The sequence below is a fragment of the Flavitalea flava genome (assembly GCF_054461575.1).
The window spans coordinates 175282-193167 of sequence record NZ_JBTLQH010000001.1 but is presented as its reverse complement, the minus strand read 5'-3'; the positions used below and the strand labels follow the sequence as shown (position 1 = coordinate 193167).

The 17886-nt window shown below is 45.3% G+C and carries 16 protein-coding genes; 4 read left to right on the top strand and 12 right to left on the bottom strand.

The window, feature by feature from the left end:
- Nucleotides 1-69: 69 nt before the first annotated feature.
- A complete protein-coding gene (locus tag ACX0G9_RS00725; protein WP_459062915.1) occupies nucleotides 70-2106 on the bottom strand; it encodes a hypothetical protein in 2037 nt (678 codons plus the stop codon).
- A 143-nt stretch (nucleotides 2107-2249) separates the two neighbouring features.
- Here ACX0G9_RS00725 and ACX0G9_RS00720 point away from each other — a divergent pair, with 143 nt between their 5' ends.
- On the top strand, nucleotides 2250-3122 hold the full coding sequence (locus ACX0G9_RS00720) for an AraC family transcriptional regulator (RefSeq protein WP_459062914.1): 873 nt from the start codon (nucleotides 2250-2252) through the stop codon (nucleotides 3120-3122).
- Between the two features lie 20 nt (nucleotides 3123-3142).
- Here the strand turns inward: ACX0G9_RS00720 and ACX0G9_RS00715 are convergent, their stop codons facing one another.
- Genes ACX0G9_RS00715 through ACX0G9_RS00705 form a run of 3 tightly spaced genes read right to left on the bottom strand, consistent with a single transcriptional unit; the run spans nucleotide 3143 to nucleotide 5347 of the window.
- Nucleotides 3143-3967, bottom strand: coding sequence for a sugar phosphate isomerase/epimerase family protein (locus tag ACX0G9_RS00715; protein WP_459062913.1), 825 nt, complete (start codon nucleotides 3965-3967; stop codon nucleotides 3143-3145).
- Nucleotides 3930-4655 carry a methyltransferase gene (locus ACX0G9_RS00710; protein ID WP_459062912.1) on the bottom strand — a complete coding sequence of 242 codons (726 nt, stop codon included), beginning with the start codon at nucleotides 4653-4655 and terminating at the stop codon, nucleotides 3930-3932. Before ACX0G9_RS00710 ends, ACX0G9_RS00715 begins: the two co-directional genes overlap by 38 nt.
- A 14-nt stretch (nucleotides 4656-4669) precedes the next feature.
- Nucleotides 4670-5347: a sugar transferase gene (locus tag ACX0G9_RS00705; RefSeq protein WP_459062911.1), complete on the bottom strand. Its 678-nt coding sequence runs from the start codon at nucleotides 5345-5347 to the stop codon at nucleotides 4670-4672.
- 160 nt (nucleotides 5348-5507) lie between these two features.
- Between ACX0G9_RS00705 and ACX0G9_RS00700 the strand changes: the two genes are divergently transcribed.
- Nucleotides 5508-6449 (top strand): hypothetical protein, encoded by a 942-nt coding sequence (locus tag ACX0G9_RS00700; protein ID WP_459062910.1) that lies wholly within the window; start codon nucleotides 5508-5510, stop codon nucleotides 6447-6449.
- 31 nt (nucleotides 6450-6480) lie between these two features.
- Here the strand turns inward: ACX0G9_RS00700 and ACX0G9_RS00695 are convergent, their stop codons facing one another.
- The 6 genes from ACX0G9_RS00695 to ACX0G9_RS00670 form a co-directional block, all read right to left on the bottom strand.
- Nucleotides 6481-7344 (bottom strand): class I SAM-dependent methyltransferase, encoded by an 864-nt coding sequence (locus ACX0G9_RS00695; RefSeq protein ID WP_459062909.1) that lies wholly within the window; start codon nucleotides 7342-7344, stop codon nucleotides 6481-6483.
- The gene (locus ACX0G9_RS00690) at nucleotides 7341-8789 is read right to left on the bottom strand and encodes a B12-binding domain-containing radical SAM protein (protein ID WP_459062908.1); all 1449 of its coding nucleotides are present in this window, start codon (nucleotides 8787-8789) and stop codon (nucleotides 7341-7343) included. Before ACX0G9_RS00690 ends, ACX0G9_RS00695 begins: the two co-directional genes overlap by 4 nt.
- Before the next feature lie 56 nt (nucleotides 8790-8845).
- Nucleotides 8846-9607, bottom strand: a complete 762-nt coding sequence (locus tag ACX0G9_RS00685) for a class I SAM-dependent methyltransferase (RefSeq protein ID WP_459062907.1) — start codon at nucleotides 9605-9607, stop codon at nucleotides 8846-8848.
- 11 nt (nucleotides 9608-9618) lie between these two features.
- Nucleotides 9619-11121: a B12-binding domain-containing radical SAM protein gene (locus ACX0G9_RS00680; protein WP_459062906.1), complete on the bottom strand. Its 1503-nt coding sequence runs from the start codon at nucleotides 11119-11121 to the stop codon at nucleotides 9619-9621.
- A gap of 74 nt (nucleotides 11122-11195) precedes the next feature.
- Nucleotides 11196-12170 (bottom strand): hypothetical protein, encoded by a 975-nt coding sequence (locus tag ACX0G9_RS00675; protein ID WP_459062905.1) that lies wholly within the window; start codon nucleotides 12168-12170, stop codon nucleotides 11196-11198.
- The gene (locus tag ACX0G9_RS00670) at nucleotides 12167-12856 is read right to left on the bottom strand and encodes a class I SAM-dependent methyltransferase (protein WP_459062904.1); all 690 of its coding nucleotides are present in this window, start codon (nucleotides 12854-12856) and stop codon (nucleotides 12167-12169) included. Before ACX0G9_RS00670 ends, ACX0G9_RS00675 begins: the two co-directional genes overlap by 4 nt.
- Nucleotides 12857-12947: 91 nt before the next feature.
- On the opposite strand from ACX0G9_RS00670, the gene ACX0G9_RS00665 reads away from it, so the two are divergent.
- Nucleotides 12948-14069 carry a hypothetical protein gene (locus ACX0G9_RS00665; RefSeq protein ID WP_459062903.1) on the top strand — a complete coding sequence of 374 codons (1122 nt, stop codon included), beginning with the start codon at nucleotides 12948-12950 and terminating at the stop codon, nucleotides 14067-14069.
- Nucleotides 14066-15136 (top strand): glycosyltransferase family 9 protein, encoded by a 1071-nt coding sequence (locus tag ACX0G9_RS00660; protein ID WP_459062902.1) that lies wholly within the window; start codon nucleotides 14066-14068, stop codon nucleotides 15134-15136. Before ACX0G9_RS00665 ends, ACX0G9_RS00660 begins: the two co-directional genes overlap by 4 nt.
- A gap of 20 nt (nucleotides 15137-15156) precedes the next feature.
- Here the strand turns inward: ACX0G9_RS00660 and ACX0G9_RS00655 are convergent, their stop codons facing one another.
- A complete protein-coding gene (locus ACX0G9_RS00655; protein WP_459062901.1) occupies nucleotides 15157-16215 on the bottom strand; it encodes a glycosyltransferase in 1059 nt (352 codons plus the stop codon).
- A complete protein-coding gene (locus ACX0G9_RS00650; RefSeq protein ID WP_459062900.1) occupies nucleotides 16208-17884 on the bottom strand; it encodes an ATP-binding cassette domain-containing protein in 1677 nt (558 codons plus the stop codon). Before ACX0G9_RS00650 ends, ACX0G9_RS00655 begins: the two co-directional genes overlap by 8 nt.
- Nucleotides 17885-17886 lie beyond the last annotated feature (2 nt).

Genomic DNA, 17886 nt, shown 5'->3' with positions numbered 1-17886 from the left:
AATTCAGGTAAACTTTTGTACTTTCTGATATTTATTTGCCGCATCTATCACCGGTATGCCTGTATGTTTTTAAGGGTTTTCTTCTACTTCGAGGATACTGTAAATTTGTAGTTCGGGGAGTTTTACGGTTATCCTTCCATCCTTTCCGGATACATAAGGTATACTTTTTTTGCCGGGCTGCAACCAGATTGCCTTGGGCGCATGCGACAGTCTCAGGTCAACCGTTAGGTTGTGAAGCGGGGGACAATCTTCATAATCCAGTACGGTTGGATTGTTATGCGCGCCGCCCGTATTGATGAGGTGGATATATAATTTTCCCTTTTTGCGGCTGATGACCTGGTGCACATAATCAGATCCGGTAGTCTCTGCCAGGAAATGCGGTACCAGGGAATGGATAATTGTTTGTACTAATTGTTTCGAGAAGGTGTTCTGCCTGTTGTTATAAAGATCGCCCATATCCATATAAATGCCGCCGATTTTCCCTTTGCCCAATGTGCTTATGGTGGCCAGCGGAAATTGCCCGGGAAACCGCAGATCGTCGGATTTCATTTGAAGACCAAATAATTTTTCGGATATTCCCACCAGGCGGACAGGCTGAAAATTAGTTTTCAAAAGAGAGATCTCCCCATTAAATCCGGCAAAAAACGCTGTATCCTTTTGAACGGGCATTCCTGCATCGACAGGGAGCACTTCTTTAAAATCCCTGGTGGCTTCCGCACCAATCAGCAGCAAATGACCTCCCTTCCTTACGTAGGCAAGCAATTTTTCCTTAATGACCGGATCTATATCCGTCCATTCCGGTATAATGATCAGGGGATAATTCTGCAAACGGTCTTCAACCTGGTGGTCCATAATTATTTCCACCGGAAACCGGGCATCCAGGAGCATATTAAGGATTCCTTTCAGCGGTCCCTGACCATGGGAAGAATAAAGATCGGCGTTGTGTAAACGGCGCCAGGAATACGTGGAATATAACAAACCGATCTGGGGCACGATATTCCCCTGAAAACAATATTCTTTCCGGTCACGGCAGAATCTGAGAATATCTGCCATCTTCCTGAATTGATAGGTTTCGGGGCTGCCATCCCTATTTTGCTGCCAATAGGTCTGGAACCCACCGCCCATGGCCAAAACCTCTGCAGCTTCCTGCTTTAACTGCACCGGAGATTTAGTGATCTTCATATCCCCTTTCCAGGCAAAGGACCAGGACATCAGATCCCAGGGTTTATCCTGCAAGGCCAGGCATCGGCTTTCAAAGGCGGAGCTGTACAAACTATTCGATCCCGCTACATCGCCCGACAAATAGTCAACAGGGATATTGACTTTTTCAGGCATCATGGAGGAAAAAGACCAGTTACTCGTAATACGGAAGTTGGGAGAAAGTTGATGAACAGCCGTTGCATAGTGGGCAACATATTGCTGAAAAGCCAGCCGGTTAAACTCCATCCATTCAAAAAAACCGGGATCTTCCCGTTTTATAGGAATTTCCTTTTTTTCTGTAGCCCTGGTAAATGCCGCTTTTGCCTCTCCCGAATAGTCCGGTCGCAAGGCCCAGCAATCTCCGTCGATCCAGGCTCCGTCCAACTTATATTTTCCGGCCAGTTCCTTTAGTTGGGGAATCATCAGTTGATCCGTATAAGGGCTGAACAGGGATATAGCCTCCTTATCGGCACTGCCATCCGCATTAACCCGCGCCCAATCCGGGTGCAATTGAACGGCGCGCTGATCCAGTATGCCGGAATAATGAACGTACAGGCTTACCTGATGTTTGTTCGTTATTTCCCGCCATATCTGCAGGATATCTTTTTCCATGGCGGGTGGGTGAGTTCCTACATTCGTAGGATAACTCGATATTCCCGGGTGTCCCTTGCAATCCACCTGGATAAAATCCGGTTTACAGATGGCCAGGAAAGAGTCGATCATGGCAGGAGTAAAAGTCTTTCCTATTCCCGAATCCTGCATGCCGGCATGAAAATCAAAATGGAGACCGGCAAATCTTTTTTCCGGAATGTTCTTTTGTGCTCTTGCAATGCGATTATAAGAGAGCAGCGGTAACAAAAGAATAGACAACCGCAACACTGAATAACGTATATCTGATACTGCCATAGAAAAAAGAATAATAGCGGCAAGCTACTAATCAACTTTCAAATTAACTTTATCGCCTGAAGGTTTTCTGACTATTTTTATTAACTATTTTGTACTTTTTGTCATTTTCCAGGTACGGGGTTGTTTCATATTGTAACTTAACGATGCTTAATTATCATAAATATCTTGCCATTACCCCTCTTGAAGAAGCATGGGGTTTTTATGTAAATACAGTAGGTTATTCCAGAACAGACCCCAATGAAGCCTATCCTCCTGACAAGGAACATCCGCTAACCCATTCCTTTACCTGGAATAACGGAAGAATTCTGAACGGCTATTACCTGGTCTTTATTTCCAAAGGGAAAGGGGTTTTTGAATCCGCAGTAACCGAGCCCACCGTCATAACGGCTGGTACCTGTTTTTTTCTTTTCCCCGGAGTATGGCATCGTTACCGGCCCGACCCGGAATCAGGATGGGAAGAATATTGGATCGGTTTTAAAGGAAGTTATCCGGATGACCTGATGAATAAAGGATTTTTCAGTTCCGATTTTCCCGTAGTAAGTCCCGGATTGGACGAAACGTTGCTCACGCTTATCCTTAAGATCCTCGACCATGTACGGACCGGCACCGTCGGCTATCACCAGGTTATTTCCGGAATCACCCTCCAACTACTTGGATTGGTGCATGCACTGACTACCAACAAAAATAAAGGGCTGGATGTTGATGAGCAGTCAATGGCCCAGGCAAAGTTTTTTCTCCGGGAACACCTGGAAGGGCCCCTTGACATGAAACAACTACTCAAAGAACTGCCCATTAGTTATTCCAAGTTCAGAAAAATGTTCAAACAGACTACCGGGCAATCTCCCAATCAATACCATTTAAATCTTCGCCTGGATAAGGCAAAAGAATTACTAAATACGACGAATCTCAATGTCACGGAGGTCGCCTATCAATTAGGCTTTGAGTCGGTGTTTTATTTTTCCAAACTTTTTAAAAAGAAAAATGGGGAGTCTCCTAAGTCTTACCGGGCTCATTAAACCGACAGGGTATTTAGTATTCACTCCTTACCGGAGGTATACCGATCCCTTAAAAGGTCCTTCATATAACAATTAACGGTGAATTGATCGGCAAGAGGACTGTTGGTAAATGGCTGTGCAGGCATATAAGGCGGGGGGCCGAATTCAGTGGTGAAACCCAATACCGATGCTCCTTCCCTGATCCTCCCGGACACCATCCGGTCCCACCAAAGCAGGAAATGATCAACCGCATATTTCCATTCAGGAGCCCTGGGATCGCTGATCTGTGGTCCTTCTTCAAACCCGATCCTGGCATGTATATGGCGGGTTCTTTTAATGGCCTGTTCAAGAGCTTCGGGAAAATGTTCCAGAAAACTCTCTGTCACGCATACCCAATGAGAAAGATCGGCTGTCAGCAGCAGATCCGGGCAGGCTTTGAAATAATCCATCATGACAGAAGGACTGTATCCGACTCTGCCCCGATGGGTTTCATGGGCGACAGTAACCCCCCTTTTGGCGCTGAATGCAGCTGCCAGTTCGATCAGTTCCAGGTTCTGTGCAAATGTAAAATAATCCTTGCCGGTATGGGAGTTGATCAGAACCGGAGATCCTTCCCCGCTTAATTCCAGATAATGAAGAAAGGAGATTTTAAAATCTTCAAAATCCATGCCCCTTGCCTGATGCTGATGGGCTATCAACAACAATTCCTCCCGCTGCAAGGCATCGTATAATTGTTTCCTGACGGCAGGATCTTCGGGTATCCATGTATCGATCCCATCATAACCTGCCTCTTTGATCTTTTTGCAAAAACTGGTAATATCCAGGTGTTCATGGCCCCACCAGGGGCAAAATATTTTTATTTCCATATGCCGCGTCAGGAGTGATTTGATAAAAATCCCGGGCAAAGGTATAGATGAAATTTTTTTCCAGCAGGTTTCTTTTTGTTTGTACGCATCTGGCGATCCATCCGTGTTTATCTGCGAACCCTTTTATCATTTCAATATCACAACCATCGCTCAATACCATCCATACCGAGGATCTGTTATGTGTGAAACGCTCCAGGCCACAAAACAAGCCGGCGAAGAACTCGCCATTCGCCCCGCAATACCAGGCATAACCGGCATCATCCCGGGGATCTTTCTTATAGTAAGGCGGATTGACAACGATAATATCAAAAGCCCTTTCCGGAATGGCCTGAAAAAGATCGGAATGGATTATCTCCGGCGAACAACCATTCAACCTGCTATTAATGTGAAGATTGATAATGACCCCGGGATTAATATCAGTGGCAGTAACCAGCGCCCCGGATTTTTCAGCGTAAAAAGAGATCAACCCGCTGCCTGCACCGAGTTCCAGGAAGGTATGGTTACGGATGGGCTGTCTGCTTATATATTTTAACAACAAACGGGTGCTGAAAAAAAGCCCCGGATGAAAAACTCCCGGAGGAATCCGAAGCAGGATATCTTTATAAACATAGGTTCGGGTAACTGACAACCATCGGGTCACAAGGGGCTTGAACAATTTACCCACAATATAGTTTACCGGTTTCCTCATCGTTTATAATTTCCTCATCGTTTATAAAATAAGGATATCATTGTCCTGCACAGGATATTTATATCCAACAAAACTCCTGCATGATGTATATAATATTGATCCCATTGATATCTGCCGTCAATACTTAACCTATCTAAGGCCGGACCATGAAAACCTTTAACCTGGGCCAATCCTGTTATACCCGGTCTTACAAAATTCCTGATCTTATAGCCGGGCACAAGGGCTGAAAAATGATTACAATCGGCCATCATATGCGGGCGGGGACCAACCAGGCTCATCGTGCCCTGCAATACATTAAAAAATTGCGGCAGCTCATCGAGATTAAATTTCCGAAGAATCTCACCTAATCCGGTTATGCGGATGTCGTTCTTTCCAGCCTGCCGGCTATCAGCATCTTTATTTACGATCATCGTTCTCAGCTTATAACAAAGAAAGATACGACCGCCCTTTCCGGTTCTTCTTTGTAAAAAGAATACAGGACCACGCGAATCTAATTTAATTAACAGGGCCAGGGCAGGTATGACCCAGCTGAGAAAGGTAAGGAGAACAAACAGGGAAAAAATGATATCAATACATCTTTTTCCCATGAAAAAAAATCTTTTCCGGTCTATGCATTCCCTGCGGGCGTACCTCCTCCCGGAAAAAGGTGCTTTCCGGAGCACATAGGGCATTTGCTTTACTTCCAGTTCCATGCTGTTTTATTTTCAAATTCTACGTTCCGTTTACGGAATTATTCCCCGCAATTGTCAAACATGACCTTTCTATGCAAACGGAGCCTTGAAACCAGCGGTTGCCTCAGTTTTGAAAAATAGTACAGGCAACCGCTAAAAACAAATACGCGTTTTTATTTCTATGCAACCAGAGTCCGCCATTTTAAAAACACTGGCTTATTTTGATCTCTTCGATTATCCGATCTCTGAAGAGGAAATTCATTTTTTCCTCGAGCGGCCGATTGAACGAAAAACCCTGGCAGCGTCCCTGCAGGGATTAACAAAAACAGGCTGCGTTCATCGGTTGGGCCTCTTCTATTCCCTAAAGAATAATCCGGGTTTAGCAGAGCGAAGATTAAAATCCAATCAGCATGCTCAAAAACTACTGGCTATAGCCTCGAGGATCTCACGTTTCCTTTTCCTCTTCCCTTTTGTAAGAGGAATCGGGATTTCAGGTTCATTGTCCAAAAACTGCGCGGAAGAAGGTGCTGACATCGATTATTTTATCATAACCAAATCGAACCGGCTTTGGATCGCAAGAACATGTATGCACCTGTTCAAAAAGTTAAGTTACCTAAATGGTCACCAGGATTGGTATTGCATGAATTATTACATTGATGAGAAAGCATTGAAAATAGAAGAGGAAAATATTTTTACGGCAATTGAAATGGTTACCTTTTTACCTGTCTGCGGGAATGGCGCGATGGAGGATTTCCTGGACGCCAACGATTGGGCAAGTGACTGGTTCCCCAGTTACAGAACCAAAAAGGAAACCATGCAATTATCTCATCCGGATAGTATATTCAAAAAACTGGCGGAATTTTTATTTAACAATCGATTAGGAGACCGCCTGGATGATTATCTCATGAACCTGACTACCCGGCGTTGGAAAGAAAAAACAGGAAAAGACTCTCTGAACAAAAAAGGAGATAAGATAAGTTTGCATACCACCAAACATATTTCCAGGAACGACCCGGCCCTTCTTCAGGGAAGAGTACTGAAGGTGTTCAACCAAAAAATACAGGAATTAAAAGAAAAATGGCCTGAGCATTTTACGACTGAAAAGCCTTACCTGCATGGGTAAAGTTATTAATCCCCAATCTTGTTATTAATCCTCAACCTTTCTTTTTTAAGGTAATAATATAATAATCTCCAATGAACTTCCAGGGCCACCGGTTTTTATTACGGTTTTCTTTTTCCCTGAGCCACTCGTATAGCCAGGAATATTTTTGGGGAAACCCTTCCATATAGGATGGCGGAACAAGAGTACATAATCCTTCGAGTCCTGCAGGAACAAAAGAAGATTTTAAATTTTTTACGATATAGGATGGAGGATAATACCAACAGGTAAAATATTGCCCTTCTATATGCGAACGGGCTCCTTTATTACTGAATATCCTTCGGAACGCAGTATGGAATTTCCCCTTAAAAACCAATAAGGTCTCCCAAAGACAAAATGCCGGCATGACGACAAGAATCACTTTTCCTCCGGGTCTTAGCAAAGGGGCGAAGAATTGCAGAACTTTGTCCAGATCCTGTGTACAATTCAGACCCGCAAAATTTGAGAAGATCAGGTCATAAGGGCCTTTTTCCCGGAGTTCATCCAGCCTGGTAAATGAACAACGTTCCATAGAAACTCCGGCGGAATGGACGGATTTACCTTTGCGATCATGGTGGAGATTTAAAAGGCCGGTCTTTTCCCGAAGTTTGTCCAGCATGCCCGGGGCATTATCCGTAGCATGCACATGATATCCTCTTTGTGCAAAAAACAGGGAATCCTCACCGGTCCCGGCGTTTAATTCCAGAATAGAACTTCCCGGCTCCAGCTCTTTCAAAACATGATCCCTAACCCTTTGCCGTTTATACTGAATGATCGTATTACCTGCATTATAAGCATCGAATCCTGCAGCCTGCCGGCTAAACGCAATAGAGACCTGTCGTTCATGTTCCATTTTTTTTTCATCTGCTCTCTCTGTCATAATTTATTCAGCTTGTATTTTTCCCAAAAAGAAACAGGAATGTACCAGGCAAGCGAAACGGCTTTTTTAATCCCGACCCAGGAAAATGCAGCCGGGTGCGTAAATATATTCCGGAGACTTGCGAATGCAAGTTGTCTCCGGTAGGTCTTATGAACATAACTATGTAGTTGCTTATAAAAAGCCGGGGTATAGGTATTGTGGAACATTACTTTTAATTCATCGGAATCCGTCCAGTTTGTCTTTTCCCCCAGATCTGCTTTTACCCGTTCATAAAAAACAGTTCCCGGAAGAGGATAGGATACCGAAATGCCCAGGCTGTCTGGTAAAAGGGAATGGATCATACGGATCGTTTGCCGGATATCCTCTTTTGTTTCTCCGGGATACCCGAACTGAATAAAAAAGGAAGCCCGGATACCATGTTTTCGCAAAAGACGGGAGGCTTCGTGTATCTGAGGGACCGAAATTCCTTTGTCCATCGCATCCAGGATTTTCTGGGAACCACTTTCAGCACCCATCCAGACATCCTCACATCCCGCCCTTGCCAATGCCTGCACAAAATTTTCCTGGAGAAGCAGGTCAGCCCTTGCCTGGATCTTAAACCGCAATTTCAAACCCGCAGCAGCAACAAGATCGGCAAACTCGCTAACCCATCCCGGCTTCAGTCCGAATATATCGTCGCAGAACCAGATATGATCGAAAGCATACTGTTGTTTTAACCATTTCAGCTCTTCCACTACATTTTTCGGCGAGCGGGCATGATAACGATTACCGTAAATTGGTTTAGCACACCAGTTACATTTGAACGGGCACCCTCTGGTAGTTCCCATATTCAAAGAAAAAAAACCGGTATGTTCTACCCAGGTTTTCCGGTATTTCGTCATGTCGATCAGATCCCATGCCGGCATAGGTAAGGCATCCAAATCCTTCATCACTGTTCTCGGCGCCGTTTTAACCGGTTCGCCCCCCTGTTTGAAGGCCAATCCCTGTATCTTAGCATAATCCTGTCCCTCCTCACGGATCATAACAATCAACTCCAGCAGGGTTCTTTCCCCTTCCCCGATCACAATAAAATCTGCACCCTGGTTCAGGTATTCACGGTAATGGTCGGTAGAATCAGAACCGGATACGACCACCATACATCCTTTTGTTTTCGCCAATTCGATCATGCGAAAAGCGGCATCCCGCATATTGGTCAGACACATTTTAGTCAGGTAGTTGAATCCATCATCGTAAATGACAAATATATCCGGCTTCTCCTTTTCCATCCAGGGTAATACCTCATCCGCCTTTTCAGCGAACATCGTATCGAACAAGGAAACCCGGAAGCCATGCTCACGCAGGAGGGCAGCAGCATACAGCGTTCCCAGCGGAGGATAAGGCTGTCCTGTAGCCCATTGTTTGGGGTCAAAATGTAAAAAATAGGAATGAGTAAACAGGATGTTCATAGTATCATTATTATCTGATCAAGTGAGCTGTTTAACAAGCGAGTTGTTTGGATGGATCACTTTTTTATACAGATCCAGGGAAAGGGGTCCTTGTTTCGTAATACCCGGTTCCTAAGTGTATGGGGATTATACAGGTATCTGGGTTTAAAAGGATTCAATGTCTGAACATCGTGATGAAAATAGAAATCGCTCATTTCAGGAAAACCTAACGATGCAAAATAATCGGCTGTTTTCCGTTTGGCCAGGGCCACTTTGTCCGGATGGTAAAAATGCGTATCCAGGATATGGATCTCTCCTCCCGGCGACAGACGCTGCATGGATAATTGCAGGATCTTCCGGAGCGGAGAAAAATACTGAATGGAGGAGGCAAATACGATCATATCCGCTTCAGGCCGGTAAAAAGAGGCCGTAAGATCTCCGTTAAAAAAATTCAGATTGGGAACATCGCTAAAAACTCTGGCGGCCTGTTGCAGTTCGGTGAAGTTAATGTCCAGCCCCGTGATGCGTGCACCGGGTATACGGGATAACTGATGGCATAACCAGCCATTTCCGCATCCGATCTCCAGGATACGTAAAGGTTTTTCTTTCGCTGAAAAATAACGGATTAGGCGCCGTGAGGACTGTTTCCGTACTTGCCATTCTCCGTAATGGGGATGAGAGGGAGATATTTCAGGCAGGCTGACCAGTTCCTCATCGGTATAAAGCCTGTTCTCCATGCTTCTTATAATGATATATTTCTTTTCAAACATACCGTAATCCGGATTGGAGGCGCCGGTAACGAACATATTGCTCAATATCGATGAATCCGGTAGTGCCATTTTTATTTTTTTTAAAAACCCTGAATTTCAGGTTGTCTGTATTTCCAGAGCCTGTGTAACAATTTTATCTCATAAGGATATTGGTAGAAACTGCTCCGGTAACGCAACCCCGAAAGCAGGTGAATCATTTTCCGTTTGAAATTGTTGAGCCGGATATCTGATACAGTTGGATAATAACCATTAAGTACTGTTTCGAAATCTTTGATCTTATCTATCATTTCCCCGGTGAGCCAGGGCGTAAGCGGATTTTTCCGAAGATCAAAATTCTCCCATTGCGGGCTTATCCAGTCTTCCAGTTTTTCCGGAAACCGGAATCCGGATTCCAGTACCTTTTTGTACAAAGCGGATCCTTCCGTAGGTACCGGGCTATATACATAAATGACGATCTCCGTACGGGGATTGATCTCTTTTATTTCCTTTATAAAGTCTATATCCTGTTCGATCTGCCGCATCACCTGATCCGGGTTATCACCGGGAGTCCCTAATACAAAAGAGTATTCAGGAATAATATCGAAGCGGCCCAATCTTTCTGCAAAGGCCCGGATTTGGTCACCGCTCTGGGTTCCACCCTTGTCCATCTTTTTTAATAACTCATCATTGCCGGTTTCCGCACCGAAAAAGATCATTTTGCATCCCGCCTGGCGCATCAGCCAAAGCGAAGAGTCTTTGTATTTATGGATCGTATCGATACGTCCTTCTCCCCACCAGATCATCTGGTCCTTCTTAATAAGATGACTGAACTCCACTACCCTTTTTTCGGATACAAAAAAATTATTGTCATGGAATTCTATGGAATCTGCTCCCCATCGATCCCTGATCAACCGGATATCGTTATATACCTGGGGAGCCGGCTTGGCTTTCCATCTGGCTTCGTAAATAGGCACTACAGCACAAAAGGAACAGGTAAAGGGGCATCCGATACTGGAATGATAGGCAAGGGTCTTTTCTCCCAGATAAGTTTTGCCCAGGTATTTTTCCATCGGATATAAACGATCCAGCTTCTCATAAGGAAGGGAGGGAAGCGTATCCTGCTCGATCAAATCCTCCTTTGCGTTCTTCAGGATCTTTCCACCTGACTTGTAGATCAGGTTCCGGATCAACTCATAAGGAGTTCCGTTCTCCAGGGCATCGATCAACTGGGGGAAAGCATGATCACCGGGGCCATTAATGACAAAATCCACAAATTCTGCCTTCAATACCGTTTGGTACTGGTTAGAGGCGAAATAACCTCCCCAGATCATCAGCGTTGATGGAAATTCTTTTTTAATCCGCTGCGCGAAAGGAATGGCCTGTTTTAATTGGGGTCCCGGCATAACCGAGAAGCCGATATACCGGAATTCACCGGTGGACAGATAGGCATGGATCAATTCATAAGGATCCTCTTCCCGGTTACCATCCACGACCACCCAGTCATAAGTTCCTTCTATGGAAGCGGCAATATTCAAAATTGAATTAGGTACTCTGTATTTTCCTGTCGAGCTGCGGGGGTTAAATAAAAGGACTTTTTTCCTCATTGCTTGTACTTTAGGTATCCATCCAAAACAAACGCCGCTTTTTCGGCAAAGGATGCCTGGGTTTACCGTTTTTTTTACACATAAGTATAACTAACTCCATTTTCCCGCTGGTGGAGATCATGCAAAAAATGAATATGAAATAAATGCCCGTCTTGTGCCCCGGATTCACTATTCACCACTTCATTCAAACATTCACCCCATAAAAGCATATGACTCCCTAAAAGAGTCGTTTTACGGATACGGATCTCTTTATAACTTTCCACCCATTCCGGAAGGCAGAAGCCAAATTCTGCGCTTCTGATTACCCGAAAAGGCAATTTATCAAGGGGGGGAGGAGGCATCGTATGATGTTTGCCCAGTTCGTACAGAACATCCTTATATCGGGCGTTTACCTCGGAAACGACTAGCTTGCCGGTTTCCATAATTCCCGCCAGGGCCGGGTTCGTATGCCTCAATCCAAATACATACCTGTTTGCCGGCTGAATCGCCCCAACCAGATCCATGGGAAATATAGAATAATAATCCCCGTTGGTAAAAGAAATTAGACTAACCTTCCTGGGATAACTGAAGGCGGATACCAGCGATTTAAATTTGGCAAAAGGCAGTTTAGGTTTTTTATAATATTTCAGGTAGAGTAACAACGATCTGACCGGGTGGATATGATTGATCCTGGCCTTGCGCAATCTTAATAAAAGCAGGGTTCCGGTTGCCTCTGCCACACTATCAAAAAGATCGAGGTCCAGCAAGGCTACCCGGTTCTTTTTTTCCGGGCTGCCTTCCCCGCAGTATGAATCCGCGAAACTGATTCTATAGGAGTGAACACCGGTTTCGCTAATTCCGGAAGGTAATCCGGGAGCGCCGTTGTTTACCATCCAAACACCGAAAACTACAGGGTCCAGACACAGTAGCCAATGATTTTCAGAAATATCTATCCGGTGTTTATCTTTCCATAGATAAACCCTTTCGCGGATAGCTCCGTTCCCCGACACCGTTGAATATTCCCGGACAGGAATATTACCGGTTAATATTTTTTTGATCAGGCTATTCATTTCCGGGCCAGATGCAGAATGGAAAAAGTCGTCCCGCTCAGCGATTCGAAAGCAACAAAATCAAAACAGTCAGCCGAAGCCTGCCTGATATCCCTAAGCGAATGCATATATACGGTTTGCCGGACTTCATGATATTTTACGTTCATGATGACAGGTTTTGAAAAGAACAGGGACCGTATCCGGCGGCTGATACGGTTAAAAACAGTATCCTTTTTTTCATTTTCCAGAACCAGTGCGATGAGCTGCCCGCCAGGATGCATGACCATAGACAAATGTTTAAATAACATCCGTATATCCGGAATGGAATTGATCACGGCAAAGTTGGAAAGAACGGCATCCATTTTCCGGGAAAAGGGAAGCCGGCCGCCCCATCCGGTAAAGTCGGCATCGGTATCCTCCAGGAAATGGACGGATGATGGGGAAGAAAGTCCGTATTTATATTGGTGAATGGCTTTTTTTCTCATTCCAGCAGAAGGTTCGCAAAAAATTACCTTAAACCGATTAGCGACCAGCCATTCCAAATCCCGCCCTGTTCCTCCTCCAAAATCAAGGACCCATCCGGATTTGACGAAGGCAAGGAAATAGTTTTCCATTTTTTGCCGGACCTGCCGGTTTACGGTTTCCTGATCTAAAATGGAGTCATATTCCTCTGCTATTTCATTATAAAATAGAATATTCTGGCTCATAATGGTATTTTCTTCAGGCATCCTTTCATAATAAACGGCCGTTTATTATGAAAGGATGCCTGTACCAATTGTAAAAACCCGGCAAGAACGGATGAAAAAACTGCTCTATTTCTCTTATTTGGCAGGTATTGTCCTGGTTGCCTGTTATTCCTATAAAAAACCCGATTATAATTTCGATATGCTGCCTTATATAGCCCTTGTTGTAAAAATGGACAATAAGGATATCCGATCCGTTCACCGCATAACTTACCAGAGCGTATGGGAAAAGGTTCCTCCGGGAACATACAGGCGGTTGACAGACAGCGTCAATCCGTTTCGTAGAAAAATGTCAGAAGATCCTCTCTTTTTTTCCAGTCAATTACCCTTTTATATGATCAAGCCTTTTTATACAGGCCTGATCTATCTATTTTATAAAACAGGCCTTTCCCTTCCCCATGCCACCGTTATGCCCTCGATCCTTGCTTATCTGCTGACTGGTCTGTTATTGTTACATTGGCTGGAAAATTATCTTTCCTTGTCCTCAGCGGTCGTTACAAGTCTGTTCACCCTGTTTTCTGCTCCTTTTCTGGGAGCCGCCAGAATGTCCACCCCGGACCTCCTGTCCGGCCTGTTTTTATTTTCCGCCTTCTATTTTATCCTGGAAAAACCGAAAACATTACCCTTGTTTCTTCTGCTGGCCTTATCGGTGTTTACACGGGTCGATAATATTATAGGCTCCATTTGTTTGCTTACTCTATTTGCTTTTACATCCGGGAAAGAGAAAATCTCTCTTTGGCAATATCTGTCCTTGTTAATCTTGCTGGTCCTGTGCTATTTTTCCATCACCATTTCTACCAGAAGCTTTGGCTGGAGTCCCCTCTTTTATCCTTCCTTCAGAGCATCCGATCCTCATTTTAGAAATGGCTTAAGCACCCTGATAGAAGGATTGTATTATTCCCATTCGTTGCTTTTGTTGTTTGTTTTAGTCCTGCTTCTTCTTTCTTATCCTCCATTTCGATCCGATCAATTCCGATCCGATCATTTCCGGTCTGACCGATCGTTTATCCTTGTTATTCTCGGAATTATTGTTATTCGTTTGATGTTGTATCCCGATCCGGCAGATCGTTACTTTTTAGCCTATTACCTGGCAGCCCTTATCCTGATTGTCCGAAGATGGCAACTCAAAGGAGTACTTTCGGAAACCCTACCCATAACGTCACCCCCTAAATCATGAACCACCTATTTAAACAGGACAGTCCTTCTCAAAATGGCCACAAAAAAAGAAAACACGATGCCGGATTCCGGCCATGGAAAAAAACAGCAGCTCCGCGCAAAGTGTTGGCCATCCGGCTACAAGCTATGGGAGACCTGGTAATCACGCTACCCTATCTGCAACAATTGCGGAATGCATTACCTCCCGATTCGCAATTGGATCTGCTTACCCGCCGGGAAGTCGATGGAATTCCCAGAAGTCTTTATTTATTCGACCGGATCTATTCGATCGAAGGCGGCAGGAATACCCGCAAACAGGCGCTCCATGCCTGTTGGCTGTTACCCCCGCTTTGGCTTAACCATTATGATGTGGTCATCGACCTGCAAAACAATTCTATCAGTCGGCTGATCAGGCATTCCCTTTCTCCGGCCGCATGGTCCTCCTTCGACCGTTACTCACCTATCCCGGCAGGGGAAAGGGTTCGTAACACCATTGACGCCATTGGGATCAAATCTGATTCTGCTGCTCCCCATTTTTCCCTGCAACACCCTGATGAAGCCAACGACCTTTTGTTGTCAGCCGGCTGGAATTCCCGGAACGATTTGGTAGTCCTCAACCCCGCAGGCGCATTTGAAAGCCGTAACTGGCCGCTTTCCTATTATGAAGAATTTATCCGGTTATGGCTGCTTTCCTTCCCCCACACGCAATTCATGCTCCTGGGGCTGGGCAGAATAGCTGAAAAAGCGGCCAAATTGAAGGAAAAATTCGGTTCCGGATTGATCGACCTGATTGATAAAACCACGCCCGGCCAGGCCTTCGCACTGGTACAACGGGCGAAATTCGTCCTTTCGGAAGACTCCGGCCTGATGCATATGGCCTGGGTTTCAGGAATCCCTACGCTGGCCCTTTTTGGATCTACCCGCAGCGATTGGTCCCGGCCTTTGGGTGATCATACTGCCTTCCTGGACTCCTCCGATCTGGCCTGCGGCAATTGTATGAAGGAAATCTGCCGGTTTGGCGATACCCGATGCCTGACCCGGTATTCCCCGGGGGTGGTCTTTGAAAAAGCCCTTTCCCTGCTGTCCTGATTTTCCTTTCATCCGGTTAATCATTCCTTATACCCGAACAAGCCCATAACCAACCTGGCACTATCCTCCATCAGGAATGGCAGAACCGGCTCATGGGAAAGATCCGGGTCCTGTAACAATTCCAGTACCTTGACAAACATTTCTTCCGGTGTCCTGACCACATGCCAGTGATCGATACAGGCAGCCATCGGCTGACAAAAACTCACCACATGAGCGCCTGCATACAAGGCTTCGATACAAACCGATCCAAAACCTTCATAGGAAGATGGGTGTAGAAATACCCGGCACCGCTGCATCAATGCCAAGACTTCCCCCATCGGTTTTTCACCGGATAATTGCACAGTCTCCTCCAGCCTGAGATTCAGGATCCTGGTCTTCAGTTTTTTTTCTTCCGGTCCTTTTCCGCATATCATAACGGAAAGCCCGGGAAGATGATCCGCCAGTTGGCGGGCTATATCCAGGAACAGATCATATTGTTTCAAGGGCAATAAGGAGCCTGCGCCAAACAGATCTAAATTCTTTTCTGTATTTTTTTGAGCAGGAAAAAGACGGGGATCGATCCCAATCGGAACCGTATGTGCAGGCCGCAGACCATGATTCGATGCAAACTCCGATACCAGGAAATCAGACATGGCAATCAATTCCTCCGGCCGGGGCCGGATAAACCGGACAAACGGATTATCCTTTTTCGCATCCTGTCCGGCAATCCAGATACGATGAGGAATATGATATCGTTTCCCAAACCATTTCCCCAGGAAAGCGGATTCTCCGCACCAAAAGCTAAATAAGCCGATTACTTCATTTTCCTTTCTTATTTTATTCAATCTCTTCCACACTTTCACCCATAACAATTTCCTTGCCACCCGGGCCTTCCCCCATCCGTTAAAGGGAAAAACCGTGTGCCCATGCCAGCTATACTCCTGCGTAGTAAAGGGATATTCGAAGGTTAGCAGGATGATCTTCAGATTCGGATAGGCCCGGGCTACCGCCTGAATAAATACTTGTTTGGGAGGGACACAGGTCGTATCGTCTTCGCCTGAAGGAAAACCGGGAGTAAGGATCACCAATGTCTTATTCATGCAAGGATACCCGTTTATTACAAAATGAAAAACTATCTTCATGATGGGTAATAAGCACCACCATTTTACCCAGTCCGGCCAGCCCGGAGAAATGCTTCAATAAACACGATTCAGAAGCCGGGTCGAGTTCATTAAAAGGTTCATCCAACAAGATGAGACCGGCATCCTTGTATAAGGCCCTGGCGATGGCGATCCGCTGACGTTGCCCCCCACTGATATTTTTTCCGTGCTCCGTGATCATTTTATCCAGGCATTTGGGGAAAGGCCCGGCCCATTCTTCCAGACCCGATTTATAGAGGGCACAGCGCATTCTTTTTTCGTCGAAGTTTTTTTCACCCAGCGTAATATTATGCAGGAGGGTGCCATTCAGCAAAAAAGGCTGCTGTTTAACATAGGCGATATCCGGCCAGTTCCTCTTTCTCACCAACCCTGTAGTATTTTCCTCATTTATCAGGATCCTTCCCTGATCTGGTTCCAGAAATCCTAATAATAAATTGATCAGGGTCGTCTTCCCCTTTCCGGAAAGGCCCGAAATACCGGTAAAATCACCCGGCGACATACAAAAAGAAAGCCCGTTAAAGGCCAACTGTCCGTTGTGCCCGAACCCGACTTCTTCAAACCGGATCGAGCTTATCTTCATTGCCTGCCCCAACCGGATTATCTTCGCTCCATTCTCTTGCGGGACGGCCCTTTCAGCTCCCACCCAATCATCCAGCGTAAAAGAATAGGTCCTCATCTGCCCGCCGATATTGGTGAGCTTCACCATCCCCGGAATAATCTTATAGGCTGCCGCCATGAATGCGCCCAAGGTAAAAAAGGCCGTTGCATGAAAACTGATTAAAACGAATAACCCAAACACCGCAAATACTTCGATCAACCGGGAAGGAATGGCCTGTGCAATTTGCAATTCAGCCAGAAAATTGTTCATATTCTGCTGATAGCCTGCAAAACGACCGGTAAAATAGGCATTCTTCCCATAGATATTGCTTTCAACATAGCCAGATAGGGTCTCCTGCAGGTATTGCAATGTTTTTTCACCACTGGTCTTTACGCTGGCCCTTACCGATCTTAGTCTTTTTTTGATAAGATACCTTAGGGTGAACATGGCAGGTAGTACAATCGTCAGCAGCAGCAGAAATAACCTGGGATCATACCACCATATTCCGGCAATTGTCAGGACGATTAGCGCTCCTTCTGTAAAAGCCTGCATCAGACCTGCTAACAGATGGTGACAAAATTCGATTGGCTGTTGACTTATGCGCCGCAAATGAACAGCAGAATCGATGTTGACATAGTCCTTAAATTGTCCCTCCAGGTACCTGAGCAGATTTTCCTCCGACATCCGCGAAGCTACCCGGTAAACAAACCGGTACCGGGTCTGAAGGATATAGTACCCGGCTGCAGATTTCCCAGCAAAAAGAAGAAGAAAAAAAGAAATGAGGATCCTTGGATCATTGCCCCGGAACCATACCGACAACGGAACAGGATAACCATGATCTCCCGGTAATTGATCTCCCTGATGGGTATAGAACCGGATCACCCATAACAGTAAAGCAAGGAAAACAATGTCGGTAATACTGATCAGCAGATCGAGAAACAATAGAACACCCAGCCGTTTTTTTTCTTCCCTGCGGAGTACAGCTATTATTTTCCGAATCGTTGGTATCATAT